Source organism: Paenibacillus sp. Paensp111, from assembly GCF_059492195.1.
In genome coordinates this window covers 765,810-786,481 of sequence record NZ_CP168527.1, presented here as the reverse complement: position 1 = coordinate 786,481, position 20,672 = coordinate 765,810, and the positions used below count along the sequence as shown (strand labels likewise).

Genomic DNA, 20,672 nt, shown 5'->3' with positions numbered 1-20,672 from the left:
GACTAGTGCTGCACTTGGCCCGATTCAATTGTTAGACAAACAGCTTGACGATCAATCCTGCCAGGATAGCAGAGATCGGTATAGTAATTATCCAAGAGACGACAATCGTACCAGCTACGCCCCATTTCACCGCGGAGAACCGCTTGGCTGAACCAACGCCGAGAATGGCGGAAGTAATGGCATGCGTCGTACTTGCCGGCAGACTGAGCCAGGTTGCGCCGAAGATAACTGATGCTGCAGATATATCTGCTGCGAAGCCGTTAATCGGCTCGATCTTGAAGATCTTCGTGCCCATCGTCTTGATAATCTTCCAGCCTCCGATCGAGGTGCCCAGCGCCATTGCGGTAGCAGCGGCAACCTTAACCCACAGCGGCACATCCATCGTACTTTGATACTTGGCGGTCACAAGCGCAAAGGTAATGATCCCCATCGCCTTCTGTGCATCATTCGTTCCGTGTGTAAAGGACTGCAGGGCCGCCGTAATGATCTGCATGGTCCGGAAGCCTTGATTCACGGTGTGCGGACTCCGTTTGGCGAATATCCATTTCAGAATAGTCATCACCACAAATCCAAGAGCAAACGCGATCAGCGGTGAGAAAATAAGTCCTTCGATAATGGTTCCGAATCCGCTCCAGTTGACCTTGTCATGTCCAGCTCCCATATACACGGCTCCTGCCAAGGCTCCGATCAGGGCGTGGGATGACGAGGATGGAATCCCGAACCACCAGGTGACTAGATTCCAGATAATCGCCGCGAGCAGCGTAGCGATCAGAATTTCAAGGCCGTTGCTGAGCTCCGCGGGATTGGCGACTTTGCCGCCAATGGTCTTGGCCACACCCGTGAAGACCAACGCTCCAGCGAAGTTCATCACAGCCGCCATCAGAATCGCGGTTCTTGGCTTGAGTGCACGTGTGGACACAGAGGTAGCTATCGCATTCGCCGTATCGTGGAATCCATTAATGAAGTCGAAAGCGAGCGCCAAGATAATGACAATTAGCGTTACAATAAACATTGTATCCATGGTTATATCATTGCACAGAGGCTGCTATTATCCAGCTGGTCCAGGAATATCCCTGTGATCTTGAACCCATCCGGATAGACATTAGATATCCGCGCAATTCCAACCTCCTCCACCTGTTTCGTATTAAGAATTGCGCATGATGATCGATTCCAGCATATTCGCTACATGCTCGCAGGCATCTGTGGTCGTCTCCAGGCGTTCATATATTTCTTTTTTCTTGATCAATTCAATCGGATCGGTTACTTTCACGAACAGCTCCTTGATTGCAATGCGGAGCAGCTCATCTCCCTGGTTCTCGAGATCGTTAAGACGAATCGTGTGTTCACGGATCGCCAGCAGCTTCTTCTGGGACAGCAGGCGGATTGCCTTCTGGATCTCATAAGCAGAATTCCGGAGAATTTCGGCAAAGTTCACAATATGCTCATCCGGCTCATCCAAATGGTACATATAGAAGCGTGAAGCCGTAGCTTCAAGGCCGTCCAGCACATCATCCAGCGTCGTCGTCAGGTTCATAATGTCGTCCCGTTCGATCGGCGTAATGAACGTCTTGTTCAGTTCGATAATAATCGTGTGCGTGTAATTGTCACATTGATTCTCGAAGGCTTTCATTTCTTTGGCAAAAGCTTCTACATCATTAAAGTTAGACACTTTCTCGGCAAAATAATCTGCCGCCTGTACGACCGCTTCGGCCATATTTTCTAAAGTCTGGAAAAAGATATCCTTCTTTTTCACCCGCATGTGAAGTCCCCTTTTCAAAAAGTCTGCCGGACCCAAAATTGAACCCGGACGCCTGTCCAAAGTCCCGCTTCAGGTCACCATAAGATAACCTTTGTTATCTTACCATATCTCTATATCCGATTGTAAAGTAAATGTAATATTTACAGCAAACATTTTTCTCACATCATTTATATGTTTTGCCCCATTTTTTCCACGGTCATCCTTACTTAACCTATATCTTACAGAAAAGCTTAAAGCAAGGCCTGATCTTACTTCGTAATGGTCACATGGCTGTCAAAGCTTGGGCTATTCGGCACGATGCTGAAGTAGGTCTTTCCCGGGTAAAAGGGGACTTCCGCTCCGTCTTTCACGAACCGGATTACATCATTCTTCTTCCGCACCCACTGTCCATGAATGACTCTGCCCCGCTGGAGCAGGATCGCCTTGCCGCCAGAATTCAGGTCCACGCTAAGGCGGCCAACCTTGTCCAGAATTTGATGATCTGCGCCAAGAATCACAACATTCTCCGCAGACAGCTGGGTCCCGGAATCCTTGTCCTTATGGGCCTTCTTGCCAATGAAGCGTTCATACACCTTGGTCTTGGCGTTGTAAATATAGGAGACATGATAGCTGTCCAGCAGGAATTTGATCTCTACCTTGGAGGCCGGGTCGCCGGCAGCCGGGTCATCCTTCTTGTGAAAAGTGTACGCGGGAACTGCGCTGTCCTGCAGCGAGTACCCGCGCTTGCGTGCACCCGCTATAAGCTTGTCCCCGCTCGAATATAGATTATGCGGCGCTTTGCGGGACTTGTCCCGCCAGAAGTAAGCGCCTGCATTCGAGATCTCATCCAGATCCTCCTTGTGAAGGCTCTGGATCAGCGCATAGGCATCGGTGCTGCCGCCGGCATGCACCAGCACGCCGTGATAGCTCTCGCCGAGATCGATCAGATAAGGCCGGATACTGCGCACCGGCCCGATCTTCGCTGCATTCTCGGCGCTCTGGAAGATGGCGACCAGGCGGGTAATTCCGCCTTCAGCCAGCACCTCATACACGATGTCCGCGCTCAGCAGCCCGGACTGCGGGCGTGCCGCCGGGGCATTGTTGATCATCACGGCGAGCGGCCTGTTCTGCATCGGAGCATCCAGCGGCTCCCCGGTCAGCGGGGAGATGTACGAGGACGGCTGTGCAGTCACCGGCTGATCCACCGGAGCCGGGGTCTCCCCCGTCTTGACAGGCGGCGCCGGAGCCGCCGTATCACCGGACTGGCACCCGGCCAGCAGCATGGAGGCTGCAGCCAGGGTAAGGAGCAATTTATTTAGGGAACGAAGAGTCATCGTAGTCCTCCCGTGAGTTCTTTTTGTCACCATTATAATTGTAATGTTGCCCCTGTGGAAGAAATAAACTCCTCGGCATCTGAATGATGTTAAGAAAATTAAATAAGGCACAGCCCCGATTGGGTCTGCGCCTGAAGAATTATAAATGTAAGGGTTAGAACATAATTGACCCAGAACGTAATATGCCCGAAGAATGCGTGCCTGGGGAATTAATCGCCCGTGTCTGCAACTGAGTCTACCTCTGAAGCTGATGCTGCATCTGAAGCTTTATCTGAATTGGGGTCTGAAGATAAATCTGAGCTTCCGAACTGCCAGCAGTTCAGACTGAGCGTTCCGTATTGGTAATCCTGGAACAGTCTATGGGCCTGCCGGTCGTTATCCGCCGCACCCATCGCATAGAATAGAGGAATGAAGTGCTCCGTTCCATACTCTGGCACAGCCTCGCGGGCGTGCGGGGCTCTTTTCTCATAATCGAACAGATCTCTAAGATTCCAATCCTCCAGACGGGAACCGATCCAGTTATCGAATTCAGCCGCCCAGGCAGCAGGCTTGCCCGAACCCAGCAGACGTAGATTGTGAACCGTTCCTCCGCTTCCGATAATCAGAACGTCCTGTTCACGCAGACTCTGCAGCATTTGGCCAATCTCGTACTGTTCCTTCGGAGACCGCTTGGAATCCACGGAAAGACTGATTACAGGCACATTAGCGTCAGGATACATCAGCCTAAGGATCACCCAAGCCCCATGGTCCAGTCCTCTGTCTGCGATAATCTTGTAAGGAAGATTTCCTCTCCTGAACAAGCTTCCAATCTCCTCCGTGAGCTCCGTGTGACCTTTTGCCGGATAAGTGAGTTCATACATCTCGTCCGGGAATCCGTAGAAGTCATGTATCGTATTCAGGACCTCGTCACCTGTGACCAGCTGGTCCGGTGAATCAAAGTGGGCGGAGAAGACGACAACGGCTTTCGGCGCAGGCAGCGATTGTCCTAATTTCTGAAGAAACCGGGTGTATTCACTGTCTTCCAAGGCCAGTGTAGGCGAACCGTGTGCAACAAAAAATGCAGGTAATGTCACGAGAAAGCCACCTCCATGCGCCAAATAATAGGTACACTTGTATTGTATCGCTTCCTGCAGCAGAATACCATATATCCCGTAAGCCCCGCACCTATGCAGACTGGGATATGATAGCGTCTTATCCAGCTTACATGCCGCAGGTCCAGCTTAAGCTGTCTTGGCTGGTGTTCCAGAAGCCGTCCGTTCCAAGATCCGGACCAATACCCACAGACCTATCACACATAGGACAGCCAGAATGGCCGAGCCCCCGGCATGTACCAGTCCAGCTGCCAGAAAGGCAGACCCCAGTCCTAAATGGACAGTCCGCATGTACTTGTTACGTACCCTTTTGATCAGAAAGCCGTAGACACCCGTAGTGAGCAGCAGGGCAAATGCAGCTATTCCTGTAAGAATCGAATCCTGCTTCGTGCCCTGGATTAAGAAGTACACACCATGGATAGCAATCAGGAGCAGAGCTAAGTAACCCGTATAGGTGTGCACGGCATAGAAGAGTTTGACCCCTCTCCGAACGATCATGGATGCGGATCTACGCTTATTCTTCAAGGTGACCCAGGCATAGCTCGCGGCAGCAGAGAATACGGCAATCGTCCCGAGAGTCGTGAAGATCTCCTCAGGTCCCTCCTCACGTTCTCCCCGTTCCGGGCGGGAGCCGGTTCCTGAATCTTGTCCTGTTACGGTGCCTTGTCCTGAATAGTTCGCCTCTCTATCAGGCGGAAGCTGCTTCTGTATACCGAACTGGCCATACAGAATGAGGATCAGTGCGGCTAAGGTGAGCAGAATAGCTGGAATGAATACTTTACGGCTCTTGTTCATAACTAGATTACGGCTCCTTTGCTAATAAAGTTGATAACATGAGCATACCCTAATAATCTGAAATTTGGCTGAGAAATACGAGTCTGCCGCAAATATCGCTTTATTCCCCACACAAAACAAATAAGCGTGTACCGGTACTCTACCCCGATACACGCTTAGGATTCAATCTGTATGGACTGAACTAACCTATCTCATATCATCCAGTGCTGCCAATCTGTCTGAACGGACTCCTGCTCATTGAGCCAGTCCTTTGTTCGTTTGATCAGCTGATTACGATGCTCGCCTACAGAGAAGGTATGGTCTGCCTGGAAAATAATCTCCTTGTCGCAGCGCCCTTCTGCACGCATCCAAAACACCTTCTGGAAGAGGAACGCATAGTCAACTGGAATCTCGTCATCCGAGGTTCCATGGATGACAAGCACATTCCCCGTGAACTTGGTGGCTTCCTGGAAGGGCTGTGAAGTACCCAGGGACTCAAAAAACACGGGAGTGAATTCATATCCGAGGTAATCCGAATGCCCGTATTTCATGGCATCATCGTATACCTTGCGATCCGTGATTTTCACAATATCATTGAACGGATAACCCACCGAAGACCACATCACCAGATTCTTCACCCGGCGGTCACGAACCGCGGTCAGCAGTGCTACGGCCCCGCCCAGACTATGACCGATCAGGGTGATCCGGGTAGGATCGACATCGCTAATAGTCTCCCCATAATTCAGTACCGTGCGGGTCTGGTTGACCATTGATTCAAGGCCTTCCTTCCCGTATGAGCCTGTGCTTTCCCCGCAGCCGATATAATCGAAGCGAATCACAAGATATCCTTCTGCAGCCAGGTCCCTGGCAGTCTTCACGAACAGCCGGTCAACCCCAATCCGGCTTCCCACGAACCCGTGGCAGATGATGACAAGCGGAACCCGTTCCTTGCAAGGACCGCTCTTCTTGATTCCCGCTGCCGGGTAGTGAACACTGGCTGTAATCTCTTCATTCTGATGCTGGATAATGATTTGTCTCTCCATGAATCTCCATCTCCCTGATCCGTGAGGATATACTATATAAATCCGATAAGTTTAATATGAATTAGTTTAAACTCATCTTATCATCACGGATAAGGGGTGTCAATCCTTGTATTTTATTCGTAGGAACGCCGGTAAAACTCATGGGTTTTCTCTTTGCCATCCCACTTACTTAGAAAAATATCATTATGGAGAGCACTGGACTCCCCCTCCAATTCACCTGATGCCTCAGCTTCCGAAGCGAACTCCACATTCGCCCCAATGACAAGATTGCGATCATGGTCCGCTCCCCGGACTGAACGGACATCACTTACTGCTTCAATATCCTGACCCAGCTCTACATCCTGGCCTTCCTTGACTACCTCATCCTTAACTTCACGAGAATTGCTGTTCAGCAGATAACGCCGGGTTAATTCCGATTTGAATTTGCTCATGTCAATCTCTCCTTGTCCCTTGGGATGATATCACCAATCACCATGCCTTTTAGGCCTGGATCATTTCATATAGTGTGGGAGAGAAGAGGCCAATTTATTCTGCTTCCCGGAAGCAGCTATCACCGCTATAAGGGACAGATCGTCCTATTCGTCCAGCTTGATATCCCGGGATGGCCGGGTGAAGAACACTTCCCTGGTCCCTTGCGCGGTTGCATAAGCTTAAGTATACTTTGGGCAAGATTAATACCAAATTTCCCGATAAGCTTGCTGGCCGGGGTATCTGGTTCTGTCCTTTTTTTATGTCGTGTTCTGAATGGAAAAAATAGGATTTCATAGCGAAACACCCTAGAAACAAAGTGTATATGCTATATACATACACGAAGAGGAGAATAATAAAAGCCATGTACATCCATGAAATGATTAAAGAAACGAATCGACTAAGAGATTATATGACTCCCGAGAATGATACATTTTTCGGCGAGATGGTGCGCAGCCTGCGGGCAAGCTCACTAGGTGAAGCGAAGGGCGAAGAGGTTCTTCTGGGTCTGGCACAGGATATCCTGACCGCTCAGAATAATAACCGTCCTATCCAGGAGCTGTACGGAGAAAGTCCAAAGGCCTATTGCTCCCAGCTCGTGGCTGATATGTCGATCAGACAACCGCGCAGCATGAAGGACAAAGTGAAGTACTACACCATGATCCCATGGGTAGCGCTGACTTGGGTATTCTTCATCATGATGCTTACCGGCTTCTTCAGCAAATGGTTCGGCGGTGATCTGACCTATACCCGCATCAGTACCGCTACCCTGCTGATCATCTCACTAGGTTCGATTCTGCTGATTGAGCTGATGACCCGGTTCCTCAAGCCGGAATCCAAGAAGGGAAGACCTGCTGAACCGGTCAAAGCCACATCTAAGGAGATGGGGATCTACATCGGCATTATGGCAGCCATCGTGGTCATCGGCGTGCTGCTCGTGATCTTCCTCCCCGCCTTCGTCGTATCGCCGTGGGACAGCCTGGTCATCTTCATCGTTGGCCTCGCTGGCCAGAGATTCTTTTTCCTCCGCAAGCCAAGGGGACCCAAGCAGGTCGCCCATAACTAAATCTATTCTTAAGCAGCTCCCTGGCAGTTCGTATGGAGAAGGAAGTTCTCCTATGAACTGCTTTTGGTGTTGTACCGCATAGAAATCTTTATGACCTGCATAATTTTCGCATAAAAAAGACGACCCTCCTCTATCTAAAATCAAGAGAATGATCGCCCTACCCCTTTCACCTGCTTCTTCGTATTGAGTATTCCGTTACCAACAGAAGTAATACTCCAAGCAGCATGATGGTATTAACAGCTGCCTTGCCTAAGTCTATGCCTACATATGAGCCAAAGAAACCGAGCAGAAGCAAGATAAGGCCTGCGATCGAAATTAGTCTTAATTTGTTCATGAACTCACTCCCTTAATTTATTATGGTATGATTTCATCCTCCTTCAAAAATAAAAACAATATGAAACGAGAAAAGTTTTCCTTTAATTTCATTATATTGTAAAATTATACTTTTTATCAAAATAAAAAGCCTGACTCCGATCACGTGCATCCCAGCACTCCAATCGGCAGCCAAGCTTTTTTCTATACTATCAGATCAGCAGATTGAACAAATTCAAATCCCGGTTCAGCTCCGTAAAAGCAATCCCCTTCGCCCTCATCCGTTCGATCAGCGGCACATAATCCTCTTGGTAAGACAGTTCTATGCCAACCAGGGCAGGGCCATTCTCCTTGTTATGCTTCTTCGTATACTCAAAGCGGGCAATGTCGTCATTCGGGCCGAGCACATCCTGCAGGAACTCACGGAGAGCCCCTGCGCGCTGAGGAAAGTTAATCAGGAAGTAATGCTTCAGACCCTCGTAGATCAGCGAGCGCTCTTTAATCTCCTGCATCCGGTCAATATCGTTGTTCCCGCCGCTGATGACGCATACCACCGTCTTGCCCCGTATCTCTTCCCGGTAGAGGTCCAGTGCCGCTACAGGCAGTGCTCCTGCCGGTTCAACAACAATCGCATTATCGTTATACAGCTCAAGAATGGAGGTGCAAGCCTTGCCCTCAGGAACCATTAAAATATCATCAAGCACGCTGGAGCAAATTTGGTAGGTCAAATCACCTACACGCTTTACCGCGGCACCGTCCACGAACTTGTCAATCGTCTCAAGCGTAACAACCTGCTTCTCCTTGAGTGCTTCACTCATGGAAGCCGCGCCAAGCGGCTCAACTCCGATGACTTTGGTCTGCGGATTGACCATTTTGACATAAGAGCCTACTCCCGCTGCAAGGCCTCCCCCTCCAATTGTCACAAAAACATAGTCAGCAGGGCTACTGAGGCCCTCCATGATCTCCATTCCGATTGTGCCATTACCGGCAATGATCTTGGGATCATCGAAGGGGTGTACAAAAGTCATGCCGTGCTCATGGCATGCCTTCATCGCTTCTGCATAGGCATCATCGTACGTATCGCCCGTCAATATGACTTCGACATCGGAACCGCCAAAGCGCTTGACCTGCCTCACCTTCTGATTCGGTGTTGTGCTCGGCATATAGATATGCCCCCGGATGCCCAAGGCATGGCAGGATAGGGCGAAGCCCTGGGCGTGATTACCCGCGCTAGCGCACACAATGCCCCGCTCACGCTGCTCTTCCGTCAGATTACGGATCATATTGTAAGAACCGCGGATTTTGAAGGAGCGGACCACCTGCAGATCCTCTCTTTTCAAATACACCTGGCAGTCATATCTTGCAGATAAAGCCCGGTCCAGCTGAAGCGGTGTACGGACTACGACCTCCTTGAGGACATGATGCGCACGTATGATATCTTCCATCCCTACAGTAGGGTTCTCTCCTTGTGTCATTTCTCTCTCCTCATTTCTTCGCCAGCTATGGCATGCGTCTCTCTCGTTCAAGCCATACCTATCACTTTGTTGTCTAAAATACACCTATATTCCGCTTAGTTCAAGCCCTGCACTATTGAAAAGTTTTGGCTGGTGGGCCTGAGCGTACGATTCCCATGTGCTGAGTGCTGGCTCGTCCTGTCATTAATCACATTAGATTACCCCTCTCAACTCTCAAGGGGCCGCACTTCAAAAGGCTTCAGCTGCCGCTCAATCTGCTCCCGCTGCGGCTCAAGCCAGTCAGGTAGCTTTAGCGTACTGCCCAGCAGCGCCTCCGGCTCGTCCACATCAAATCCCGGCGAATCTGTCGCAATCTCGAACAGAATCCCGCCTGGCTCCCGGAAATACATGGCTTTGAAGTACTGCCTGTCCTTCACATCTGTGGCGCGCATACCATACCTCTCGATCACCTCGCGCCACTGCTGCTGCTCCTGCTCGTCCTTTGCACGCCAGGCGATGTGATGCACGGTCCCTGCTCCCATCTCCCCCCGAGGAATGCTTGTCGTGCTGATATCGATCCAGTTGCCCAGATTGCCAGCCGCCTTGAACCGCACCAGTCCTTCATCTTCCCCAAACCGAGTTAGGCCTAACACATCCTCCAGCACAGACTGTGTTCTGCTAACCGCCGTACTGAACAGCATCGCACCCCCAAAGCCCTTGATTGCATAGGGGATTGGCACCCCTCCCTCCGTCCAGCCGCTCGGTCTGCCTTCTATTCGTTCCACCAGATCGATGAGAAGACCTGAATTGTCCGTGAACCGGATGTACTCCTCGCCAAATCTTGTGTTCTCCATCGTCTGAATCCCATACTTCCCGAGTCTCTCCCGCCAATACAACAGGCTCCGGGGAGGCACAGCAAACACAGTGACCCCTACTTGCCCTCCACCGATCGTTCCCACATGGGCATCCTCCTGAGGGAAGAAGGTCATGACCGTTCCCGGACTGCCGGTCTCATTGCCGAAATACAGATGATAGACATCCGGCACATCGTAATTAATTGTTTTCTTTACCAGCCTTAACCCCAGTACGCCCGTATAAAAATCCACATTCGCCTGCACATCGCTAACGAAAGCCGTGATATGATGAATTCCCATCGTAATCGGCACAGCGCTTCCTCCTAGTTCGGATATAAGTCTATGTATACATTATAAAAGACGACATTAGTCAATTTCATCTTTCTTCCATCCCAACCGCCCTCTGGTTAACGTACCTCTACCCGCAGGACTTCAAATGCAAGAACGCCACTCCCCGTTGTACCGAAGAATGGCGCCCATAGCTTTCTTATTCTTATTGCTAGAGTAGATCTCTAGAATCGTCTATTTCTAATTATGCTCCGCATGGCATGAACTATCAGATCAAGTTCACAACCACTTGTTCCCCCATATTACCTGAATTACACCAGTGCTTTGGCTGCAATATCCGTACGGTTATGCTTGCCCTCAAAAGCAATTCGCTCCGCCTCTGCATAGGCCTTGCTTCTTGCTTCCGCAATATCGCGCCCAAGGCCAACTACGCCGAGTACACGTCCACCATTCGTTACCCATTCCCCATCCGCGTTCTTGGCGGTTCCTGCATGGAATACAAGCGCATCCTGTACCTGATCCAGACCGCTAATTACAAGGCCCTTCGGATAGGAAGCCGGATATCCAGGAGAAGCGAGTACGACGCAGACCGCAGCTTCATCGCTCCACTCAATCTCTACTTGATCCAAAGTCCCGTTCACTGCAGAGAGGAAAATCTCCAGCAGATCGCTCTTCAGCCTCGGCAGCACGACTTGAGTCTCCGGGTCACCGAAGCGGGCGTTGAACTCAATCGTCTTCGGCTTGCCGTCTGGCGTGATCATGAGCCCTGCGAACAATACGCCACGGAACGAGCGCCCCTCGGACACCATTGCTTTAGCCGTAGGCTTGATAATCGTCTCAATGGCCTCTTCAATAATGGAATCCGCGATATGCGGCAGCGGGGAATACGTTCCCATTCCGCCTGTATTCGGGCCCTTATCTCCATCATAGACCTGCTTATGGTCCTGAGCAGCCGACATCGGACGTACTGTCTCTCCATCGACAAAAGCCAGAATGGACATCTCCTGACCAGTCATGAACTCTTCAATAACTACCTGGCTTCCTGCGGATCCAAATACCTGAGTTACCATAATGTCCGCAAGCGCCTTCTCCGCTTCTTCACGGGTAAAGGCTACGGTTACCCCTTTACCCGCGGCCAGTCCGTCCGCTTTGATCACGATAGGGACAGGCTGGCTGCGCAGATACTCCAGCGCCGCTTCATAGTTATCGAACTTCTCGTAAGCAGCAGTAGGGATGTTATATTTGCGCAGAAGATCCTTCATGAAGGTCTTGCTGCCCTCAATGTGAGCCGCATTCTTGCGAGGACCGAATACCGGAATATTCTTCGCTTCAAAAGCATCCACGATTCCGTCCGCAAGCGGATCATCGGGTCCAACGACGACAAGCCCTACCTGCTTTTCCTGTGCAAAAGCCGTCAGACGATCGAACTCGCTGACCTGAATTGGCACGATCTCGGCGACCTCGCCGATTCCTGCATTTCCCGGCGCGCAGAAGATCTTACCTGCCTTCGGGCTCTTCGCAAGCGCCCAGCAGATCGCGTGTTCACGACCGCCTCCGCCAATCACCAATATATCCAAGGAATGTCCCCCTCTCCGAATTGTTAATCAGTTGAATGATTATAAAGCTAATTTCTGATATTAATTGTTCATTATTCTAGTGTTTGAAGTGACGAACGCCTGTGAATACCATGGCAATCCCATGCTCATTCGCGGCCTTGATCGACTCTTCGTCCTTAACCGATCCGCCCGGCTGGATGATTGCTGTAATGCCGGCTTTAGCGGCTTCTTCCACGGTATCTCCCATCGGGAAGAAGGCATCCGAAGCCAGTACGCTACCTTTGGCTTTCTCTCCCGCTTGTTCAATCGCAATCTTCGCAGCGCCGACGCGGTTCATTTGCCCTGCACCGACACCTACTGTCATGCTATCTTTTGCAATCAGAATCGCATTAGACTTCACATGCTTAACTACTTTCCATCCGAACAGAAGCTGCTTCAATTCTTCTTCTGTAGGCTGACGATCCGTAACGACCTTCAGATCAGCAGCGTCCACAGAATGAACATCGCTCTCTTGAACGACCATACCGCCGTCAATCGAAGTCACCACGAACTGGCTCTTTCTGTTCTGACCGGACTGCAGTTCTCCTACTTTAAGAAGACGAATGTTCTTCTTCTTCGTTAATACTTCAAGTGCTTCGTCGGTGAAGCCTGGAGCAAGGATAATCTCGAGGAAGATCTCCTTGAGCAGTAGAGCAGTATCCTCATCAATGATGCGGTTAGCTGCAACGATTCCGCCGAAGATTGAGGTTGGATCTGCTGCATGTGCCTTTTGGAAAGCTTCCAGCACACTGCGTCCAATTCCTACGCCGCATGGGTTCATATGCTTGACTGCGACAACAGCAGGCTCTTCGAACTCTTTTACAATCTGAAGGGCAGCGTTCGCATCGTTAATGTTGTTGTAAGAAAGCTCCTTGCCGTGCAGCTGCTCAGCACTGGTAAGCGTGTCGGCCGCAGCCAATGGCTTGCGGTAGAAAGCCGCCTTCTGGTGCGGATTCTCGCCATAACGAAGATCCTGGATCTTCTCGTAAGTTACCGTGAAACGCTCTGGAAGCGGATCGCCTGTTACGTTCGACAAATAATCAGAGATCAGCGCGTCGTAAGCTGCCGTGTGACGGAATACTTTTGCCGCAAGCCGCTTGCGTGTCTCGAGAGTGGTGTCGCCTTGTGCACGGATTTCCTCAAGCAGGCCCGCATAATCCGAAGAATCGACGACAACGCTGACGAAAGCATGGTTCTTGGCTGCCGAGCGAAGCATGGTTGGTCCACCGATATCAATATTCTCAATAGCATCCTCGTACTCCACATTCGGCTTCGCAATGGTCTCCTGGAATGGATACAGGTTTACGACAACCATGTCGATGTAGTCAAGACCCAGCTCTTTCATTTGAGCCTGGTGCTCTTCGCTATCACGTACAGCCAGCAGACCGCTGTGCACTGCAGGGTGAAGAGTCTTCACACGGCCATCCAGAATCTCGGGGAATCCTGTTACGTCGGAAATTCCGATAACCGGTACCCCTTCTTGGGCCAAGAGGTTCTTGGTTCCCCCTGTTGAAATAATCTCTACACCCAGCTTAGACAGCTCGCGGCAAAATTCCACGATCCCTGTTTTGTCCGAAACGCTGACCAGCGCTCTTTTGATACTCACGATTGGCTCCTCCTTATTTTGACAACACATTTTGTCTGAAAATTTGGCGCTAAACACATTTCAACAGCATGTATGAATACTTGATCTGCAAGTGCGTTTGATTTCCAATATGCGGCAATATTTCTCGGGAAATATCGAAAACGATAAAAGCGTCGATTCCTTATCACGTCTGGTATCATCGTTCTTGCTCAATATACATTTTGGACCAAATCCATAACTATTGACTTACGATCTCGACAGGAATCAGGTCAAAACCACCTTGCGGCCTTCCAGCTTAACCCGGCCCTCAGCGAGCAAACGAACTACCTGCGGATAGATTTCCTTTTCGACAGCGTGGATCCGCTCTTCAACAGACTCGATACTCTCGCCTTCACGAATATCAACGGTTCGCTGGGCAATTACAGCCCCTGTATCCATACCGCCATCCACAAAGTGAACCGTTGCACCGGTAACCTTCACGCCGTAATCATAAGCCTGCCCGATCGCATTCACCCCGGGAAAAGCAGGGAGCAGTGAAGGATGAATATTAATCATTCGTCCTTCATAGGGCTCGACAAGCACCGCGGTAAGCAGACGCATATAACCGGCAAGTACGATGAGGTCAATGCTTCGCTTTTCCAGTTCAGCAGCAATCTCGCGTTCGTATTCTTCCCGGCTCGCATATTGTTTGGGCTGGAACAGGAAGTGCTCGACACCCGCCTGTTCTGCCCGCTTCACCACCGGAGCTTGAGGCTTGTCGCAGACGAGCAGTGCGATCTCCGCACTGCCCAGTTCTCCGCGCCCCGCCGCATCTACAAGGGACTGAAAGTTTGTCCCTTGGCCCGAAGCAAACACCGCTATACGGTAGGAACTCATTACACTTCAGCCCCTGTGAAAGTGACGACCTGCTCACCCTCGGTAACTTTTCCGATAATATAAGGTTTCTCACCTTGTTCTTGAAGTACCTTAACCGCTTGCTCAGCCTGGTCTGCACCGACTACAATCACCAAGCCAATTCCCATGTTGAACGTGGTGAACATGTCGCGGTTACTTACACTGCCCTTCTCTTGGAGAAGGTTGAAAATCGGCAGAATCGGCCACGATCCATGCTCGATATCGACATTCACGCCTTCCGGAAGCACCCGTGGGATATTCTCGATAAAGCCACCGCCCGTAATATGAGCCATGCCTTTAACTTCAACCTGCTGAATCAGTTCAAGAACTGGCTTCACATACAGCTTGGTTGGCTCAAGCAGCACGTCGCCAAGAACAGCTCCATCCAGTTCAGCCAGCTTGTCCTGCAAGCTGTATCCGGCCTGCTCAAGCAGCACTTTGCGTACTAGAGAGAAGCCGTTGCTGTGCACACCGCTGGACGCAAGACCAATCACCGTATCTCCAGCCTGAATGGATCTTCCGTTAATAATTTTGCTTTTATCGACAACACCTACGGTGAACCCGGCGATGTCATATTCCCCTTCACTGTACATGCCCGGCATTTCAGCCGTCTCGCCGCCGATGAGTGCGCACCCTGACTGGGCACAGCCTTCAGCAATACCAGCTACAATAGCTTCAATCTTGGCAGGAATGACTTTGTCGCATGCCAGATAATCGAGGAAAAAGAGCGGCTCCGCACCCTGAACAATGATGTCGTTCACACACATCGCCACGGCATCAATGCCGATCGTATCATGCTTGTCCATCGCAAAAGCAAGCTTCAGCTTGGTTCCCACTCCATCGGTACCGGATACCAGCACGGGCTCCTCATATTTATCCTTGTTCAGACCGAACAAGGCGCCGAAGCCTCCAAGATCCGTCATCACTTCCGGACGGAAAGTCCGCTTGACGTGTTTCTTCATCCGTTCTACTGCTTCATTGCCTGCCGCGATATCGACGCCGGCGCTTTTGTATGCTTCAGACACGTAAGGACACGCTCCTTATGGTTTATTAAGGTTCTATATAGATACACTCGCTATATGATTAATGCCGTTTGTGTTAATAGTTAAGAGGGTGAAGTATTAACGCGGAAAAAGCCTTACGGCCCGCTGGGCGGACGGATCACGGCAAACCTTTAAAGCTCATGCCCGCTCCGCAGACGGATCATCCTTACGATCGCTGTTGCCTCCCGATTTCTTGATTTGAACCGCCATAGCGGTAGAAATCCGAAGGCAAAGGCGAACGCTGGCGCTTCTTCAGGACGATTCCGTCCTCTCCGCTGGGATGTACAAGAAGGCCTGAAACCACTCTAAATATAAGAGCAATTCTCCCAGCAACATTGTAGAACAAAAGGAAGTTTCGACTTTTACATCTATGCTAAATCAAGAACAAAGCAGATATTAGCAGCTGCACCCAAACTGCTCTTCTCCGTTGAAATCCGTACGGGTTGGGTAGTCGTTATCGAAGCAGGCCATGCACAGGCCGCCTTTGTAATCATTCACGTTATTGCCGGCCACGGCTTCAATCAAGCCTTCTGGGCTGATGAATTCAAGCGAGTCGGCGTTGATCTCCTTGCGGATCTCTTCGATCGACTTCGATGAAGCAATCAGCTCTCTGCTGTCCGGGGTATCAATCCCGTAGAAGCACGGGTTCTTGAAAGGCGGTGAGGTAATCCGTACATGCACCTCAGTTGCCCCAGCTTCACGCAGCAGGTTAACGATCCGGCGGGATGTTGTCCCGCGGACGATCGAGTCATCGATCATGACGACTCTCATACCTTCAACCACTCGGCGCACGGCGCTAAGCTTCATCTTCACACCCTGCTCGCGCAGCTCCTGACTCGGCTGGATGAACGTGCGTCCGGTGTACTTGTTCTTAATGAGCCCAAGCTCATAAGGAATACCCGTCTGCTCCGCATAACCAATCGCCGCCGAGATACTCGAATCGGGTACGCCAGTAACGACGTCCGCATCCACGAAGGATTCCTGGGCCATACGGCGGCCCATTCTTTTGCGGGAAGAATGCAGGTTAGAACCATTCAGTTCACTGTCAGGTCTCGCAAAATAAATATATTCCATCGCGCAGAGTGCCTTGCGCTGCGGCTCTGCAAAACGATCCTCACGCAGTCCATTCTTGTCCAGCACGAGCATTTCGCCAGGCTCGATATCACGGATAATCTCCGCCCCAATCGTCTCAAATGCGCAAGTCTCGGAGGAGAACAAGTAGGCATCCCCTAGACGCGCCATCGAGATCGGACGCAGTCCATTCGGATCGGATGCGACAAGCATCTTATCGTTCGTCATCAGCAGGAAGGCATAACCGCCGACAATCTGCTGAAGCGCATCTTTGGCTGCTTCGACAAAGTCCTTGGAAGAACGAGCGATCAGATGCGCGATGACCTCGGTGTCACTTGTCGTCTGGAAGATCGACCCGCTCTGCTCCAGCTCACGGCGGATCTTCGGCGCATTGACGATATTGCCGTTCGTCGCCACAGCCAAGTCCCCATCGCGGTATTTGAAGACCAGCGGCTGAGCATTTGTTAGCTTACTGTCCCCGCTGGTGGAATACCGGACGTGTCCGATTGAACGGTCACCGATCAATGAAGCCAGGCGGTCCTTATCGAATACTTCCTTGACCAGACCCATACCGCGGTGGTAGTTGAAGTCGCCGCCATTCGTTACACAAAGTCCGGCACTTTCCTCTCCGCGGTGCTGGAGCGCGTGGAGCCCGTAATAAGACAGGCTTGCGGCATCCGGATGTCCGAAGACTCCGAACACGCCGCATTCCTCTTTGAGCTTATCAAAGATTCCATCCCGTCCTGAGCCTTCGTTAAAATAGTCTCCTGTCCATAACCCTTGCGGTATTACTTCATCAGACATGGAATAGCTTCCTCCCAGACCTGCTTCAAGCCCTCCACCGGTTTGTTCAAGGCCGAAGCGCGGTTGATGTCAATTACAAGACTTGTTCCTTCCACACGGCCGATCACGTTAACAGGAACATTGCGTTCCGATATAAATTTCTCAAGCTCGGCGGCCTTCTCAGGCCCTGCCGACAGCAGGATACGAGACTGCGATTCACTGAACAAGGCCACATCGTGACGAAGCTCAGTATCTATATTGACTTGGGCTCCGATGCCGCCGCTAATGCAGGATTCTGCAAGAGCCACAGCAAGGCCGCCCTCAGACAAGTCATGCGCGGACTGAACCAGTCCTTGTTGAATAGCGGCAAGAACCGTATCCAGCAAGGTACGCTCCACAGTCAGATCCAGTTCAGGCGGACGCCCTTCAGTCACACCATGAACCGCACTTTGGAACTCACTTCCGCCAAGCTCAGCCTTGGTGTTACCCAGAAGAAGAATCACATCTCCTTCTTTCTTGAATCCTTGTGTTGTGATGTGGTCTACATCATGAACGAGACCTACCATTCCTACGACAGGAGTCGGGTAAATGGCACCTTTGGCATTCTCGTTATACAGGCTGACGTTACCGCCGATAACCGGAGCATCCAGGACGCGGCAGGCTTCGGCCATGCCGTCAACCGCTTTTTCCATCTGCCAGAAAATATCCGGCTTCTCCGGGCTTCCGAAGTTCAGGTTGTCCGTAATCGCCAGCGGCTCAGCACCGGAACATACGATATTACGCGCTGCCTCACTTACCGCGATCCGTCCGCCAACTTCCGGATCCAGATATACATAACGTCCATTACAGTCTGTAGTCATTGCAAGACCTTTGCGTGTACCGCGAATTGTAACCACGGCCGCATCAGATCCCGGACGTACAGCAGTGCTTGTCCGAACCATATAGTCATACTGCTCATAGATCCATGCTTTGCTGGCTACAGTTGGGGAAGCAAGAACCGTTTCCAAGGCTCCGCCAAGATCCGTAACTTCAGGGTAACGCAGGGTATCTACATTCGCATTCTCTTCATAATAAGCTGGAACTGCAGATGGCTTGTCGTAGATCGGGCACTCATCCACGAGCGCAGTTACCGGCATATCGCCAACTACTTCGCCGTGATGGAACAATTTCAGACGTCCGTCGTCCGTCACTTTACCCACTTTGGCACAAATTACGCCCCAGCGGTCAAAAATCTCTTGAGCCTGCGCTTCATCCTTCGGCTCTACCACGAACAGCATCCGCTCTTGAGACTCAGACAGCATCATCTCGTAAGGCGTCATGCCTTCTTCACGCTGTGGTACCTGATCCAGATACAGCTCAAGTCCGTTGCCGGCTTTACTTGCCATCTCTGCACTGGAGCACGTAAGACCTGCTGCGCCCATGTCCTGAATTCCGAGTACAATACCGGAATCAATTAGCTCCAGACAGGATTCCATCACGAGCTTCTCCATGAATGGATCGCCGACTTGCACGGCTGTACGCTTCGCTTCAGACTCTTCTGTAAGCTCTTCGGATGCAAATGTCGCACCATGGATTCCATCACGTCCTGTTGGAGGACCTACGTAGAACACTGGGTTACCTACACCCTTGGCGACACCACGCTGGATTTTGTCATGGTCGATCAGACCGACACACATCGCGTTAACCAGCGGATTGCCATCATAACTGTCATCGAACATCACTTCGCCGCCGACGGTTGGAATTCCGATACAGTTACCGTATCCCGCAATACCGGACACCACATGCTCGAACAAGTATTTTACACGGTCGCTCTCAAGCTTACCGAACCGCAGAGAATTCAGAACAGCCACAGGTCTAGCACCCATGGAGAAAATATCACGGATAATCCCGCCCACGCCTGTAGCTGCGCCTTGATATGGCTCAACGGCAGATGGATGGTTATGACTTTCAATCTTGAACACGACGGCCTGATTGTCGCCGATATCCACAATACCTGCGCCTTCACCCGGTCCCATCAGGACACGCGGGCCTGTTACCGGGAAGCGGCGAAGCAGCGGCTTCGAATTCTTGTAGGCACAGTGCTCGGACCACATTACGCTGAACACGCCAATTTCCGTATAATTCGGTTTACGGCCGAGAAAACCGCAGATCAGCTCATACTCGCTGTCAGATACACCCATTTGTTTGTAAATTTGCTGTTCGGCGATTTGCTCCGCCGTCGGTTCTTTAGCGGACAACTGCTGCGTCATGTCGATCCCTCCATGCCTTCAAAATGGATGTAAACATTCTTTTGCCATCTTCCGATCCAAGCAGACTATCCACAGCACGCTCTGGGTGAGGCATCATACCTACCACGTTGCCCTGCTCGTTGGAAATACCTGCAATATCATTCAGCGACCCGTTCGGGTTGCTTGCATATGTGAAAATAATCTGATTATTCGCCTTCAGCTTAGCCATCGTCTCTTCGTCACAGTAGTAATTGCCCTCACCGTGTGCAATCGGAACAATAATTTCTTCACCCTTGGCATAATCACTTGTAAAAGGAGTCTCATTGTTCTCCACACGAAGCACGGTATCATGACAGAGGAACTTAAGCGACATATTCCGGCGCAGCGTGCCTGGTAGCAGTCCGGCTTCGGTAAGAATCTGGAATCCATTGCAGATTCCCAAGATATATTTGCCCTGCTCAGCAGCCTTGGCTACTTCAGCCATGACCGGAGCGAATCTTGAAATCGCGCCGCAGCGCAGATAGTCCCCATAGGAGAACCCGCCCGGAACTAGGATGCAATCATAGGCCGACAGATCGGTCGCTGTATGCCATACATAATCAACAGGTTCGCCAATCGTATCTTCTACTGCCTTGTAGCAGTCAATATCACAGTTGGAGCCCGGAAATACCAGTACTGCGAATCTCATGTTGGTTAGCCCTCCAATTCAAAACGGTATTCTTCCACGACGGTATTCGCCAGCAGCTTCTCGCACATAGCCGCTACCCGTTTCTCTGCTTCTGCACGATCATCCGTGTTCAGCTCGATTTCGATATATTTTCCGATACGCAGACTTTCTACCTCTTGAAAACCTACAGAATGCAGTGCGCCTTGAACGGCTACACCTTGTGGATCGAGTACGCTTTGCTTGATGGTAACATAGACGATTGCTTTCACTTGATTCCCTCCGGAAGGGTATCTGCCAAGGGCTTTGCCCTATGGGTACCCGAAAATTTTAATAAAACCAAGGTTTTGACAAAGGACTTCGTCCTCTGTACTCCTTTAATTTCTT

At 50.9% G+C, this 20,672-nt stretch carries 19 protein-coding genes; 1 reads left to right on the top strand and 18 read right to left on the bottom strand.

Annotated features, from left to right (window positions below; all coding sequences use genetic code 11):
- Positions 1-31 precede the first annotated feature (31 nt).
- The 7 genes from ACEN86_RS03705 to ACEN86_RS03675 all read right to left on the bottom strand — a co-directional run bounded on the left by ACEN86_RS03705 (position 32) and on the right by ACEN86_RS03675 (position 6,411).
- Positions 32-1,021, bottom strand: a complete 990-nt coding sequence (locus ACEN86_RS03705; RefSeq protein WP_495633018.1) for an inorganic phosphate transporter — start codon at positions 1,019-1,021, stop codon at positions 32-34.
- A 123-nt stretch (positions 1,022-1,144) separates the two neighbouring features.
- Positions 1,145-1,759, bottom strand: coding sequence for a DUF47 domain-containing protein (locus ACEN86_RS03700; RefSeq protein WP_495633017.1), 615 nt, complete (start codon positions 1,757-1,759; stop codon positions 1,145-1,147).
- A 248-nt stretch (positions 1,760-2,007) separates the two neighbouring features.
- Positions 2,008-3,072, bottom strand: a complete 1,065-nt coding sequence (locus tag ACEN86_RS03695; RefSeq protein WP_495633016.1) for a DUF3048 domain-containing protein — start codon at positions 3,070-3,072, stop codon at positions 2,008-2,010.
- A gap of 209 nt (positions 3,073-3,281) precedes the next feature.
- The gene (locus ACEN86_RS03690; protein WP_495633015.1) at positions 3,282-4,145 is read right to left on the bottom strand and encodes a DODA-type extradiol aromatic ring-opening family dioxygenase; all 864 of its coding nucleotides are present in this window, start codon (positions 4,143-4,145) and stop codon (positions 3,282-3,284) included.
- A gap of 147 nt (positions 4,146-4,292) precedes the next feature.
- Entirely contained in the window at positions 4,293-4,958 is a 666-nt protein-coding gene (locus ACEN86_RS03685) for a hypothetical protein (protein WP_495633014.1), read from the bottom strand.
- 191 nt (positions 4,959-5,149) lie between these two features.
- Positions 5,150-5,980 carry an alpha/beta hydrolase gene (locus tag ACEN86_RS03680; protein WP_495633013.1) on the bottom strand — a complete coding sequence of 277 codons (831 nt, stop codon included), beginning with the start codon at positions 5,978-5,980 and terminating at the stop codon, positions 5,150-5,152.
- Positions 5,981-6,093: 113 nt separating this feature from the next.
- On the bottom strand, positions 6,094-6,411 hold the full coding sequence (locus ACEN86_RS03675) for a hypothetical protein (RefSeq protein WP_495633012.1): 318 nt from the start codon (positions 6,409-6,411) through the stop codon (positions 6,094-6,096).
- Positions 6,412-6,812: 401 nt separating this feature from the next.
- Here ACEN86_RS03675 and ACEN86_RS03670 point away from each other — a divergent pair, with 401 nt between their 5' ends.
- Positions 6,813-7,514, top strand: coding sequence for a DUF1129 family protein (locus tag ACEN86_RS03670; RefSeq protein WP_495633011.1), 702 nt, complete (start codon positions 6,813-6,815; stop codon positions 7,512-7,514).
- Between the two features lie 166 nt (positions 7,515-7,680).
- On the opposite strand, the gene ACEN86_RS03665 is transcribed toward ACEN86_RS03670, so the two are convergent.
- The 11 genes from ACEN86_RS03665 to purS all read right to left on the bottom strand — a co-directional run bounded on the left by ACEN86_RS03665 (position 7,681) and on the right by purS (position 20,557).
- Entirely contained in the window at positions 7,681-7,848 is a 168-nt protein-coding gene (locus ACEN86_RS03665; RefSeq protein ID WP_495633010.1) for a hypothetical protein, read from the bottom strand.
- Positions 7,849-8,038: 190 nt separating this feature from the next.
- Positions 8,039-9,301, bottom strand: coding sequence for a threonine ammonia-lyase IlvA (ilvA, locus tag ACEN86_RS03660; protein ID WP_495633009.1), 1,263 nt, complete (start codon positions 9,299-9,301; stop codon positions 8,039-8,041).
- A gap of 206 nt (positions 9,302-9,507) precedes the next feature.
- On the bottom strand, positions 9,508-10,434 hold the full coding sequence (locus ACEN86_RS03655) for a ring-cleaving dioxygenase (RefSeq protein ID WP_495634207.1): 927 nt from the start codon (positions 10,432-10,434) through the stop codon (positions 9,508-9,510).
- Positions 10,435-10,733: 299 nt separating this feature from the next.
- A complete protein-coding gene (gene purD / locus ACEN86_RS03650; RefSeq protein ID WP_495633008.1) occupies positions 10,734-11,999 on the bottom strand; it encodes a phosphoribosylamine--glycine ligase in 1,266 nt (421 codons plus the stop codon).
- Positions 12,000-12,075: 76 nt separating this feature from the next.
- A complete protein-coding gene (purH, locus tag ACEN86_RS03645; RefSeq protein WP_495633007.1) occupies positions 12,076-13,623 on the bottom strand; it encodes a bifunctional phosphoribosylaminoimidazolecarboxamide formyltransferase/IMP cyclohydrolase in 1,548 nt (515 codons plus the stop codon).
- A 243-nt stretch (positions 13,624-13,866) separates the two neighbouring features.
- The gene (purN, locus tag ACEN86_RS03640) at positions 13,867-14,478 is read right to left on the bottom strand and encodes a phosphoribosylglycinamide formyltransferase (protein ID WP_495633006.1); all 612 of its coding nucleotides are present in this window, start codon (positions 14,476-14,478) and stop codon (positions 13,867-13,869) included.
- The gene (purM, locus tag ACEN86_RS03635; RefSeq protein WP_495633005.1) at positions 14,478-15,521 is read right to left on the bottom strand and encodes a phosphoribosylformylglycinamidine cyclo-ligase; all 1,044 of its coding nucleotides are present in this window, start codon (positions 15,519-15,521) and stop codon (positions 14,478-14,480) included. Before purM ends, purN begins: the two co-directional genes overlap by 1 nt.
- 414 nt (positions 15,522-15,935) lie before the next feature.
- Entirely contained in the window at positions 15,936-17,414 is a 1,479-nt protein-coding gene (purF, locus tag ACEN86_RS03630) for an amidophosphoribosyltransferase (RefSeq protein ID WP_495633004.1), read from the bottom strand.
- Entirely contained in the window at positions 17,399-19,642 is a 2,244-nt protein-coding gene (gene purL, locus ACEN86_RS03625; RefSeq protein WP_495633003.1) for a phosphoribosylformylglycinamidine synthase subunit PurL, read from the bottom strand. Before purL ends, purF begins: the two co-directional genes overlap by 16 nt.
- Positions 19,620-20,309 carry a phosphoribosylformylglycinamidine synthase subunit PurQ gene (gene purQ, locus ACEN86_RS03620; RefSeq protein ID WP_495633002.1) on the bottom strand — a complete coding sequence of 230 codons (690 nt, stop codon included), beginning with the start codon at positions 20,307-20,309 and terminating at the stop codon, positions 19,620-19,622. Before purQ ends, purL begins: the two co-directional genes overlap by 23 nt.
- 5 nt (positions 20,310-20,314) lie before the next feature.
- Positions 20,315-20,557, bottom strand: coding sequence for a phosphoribosylformylglycinamidine synthase subunit PurS (gene purS, locus ACEN86_RS03615; protein ID WP_127199388.1), 243 nt, complete (start codon positions 20,555-20,557; stop codon positions 20,315-20,317).
- Between the last annotated feature and the right edge of the window lie 115 nt (positions 20,558-20,672).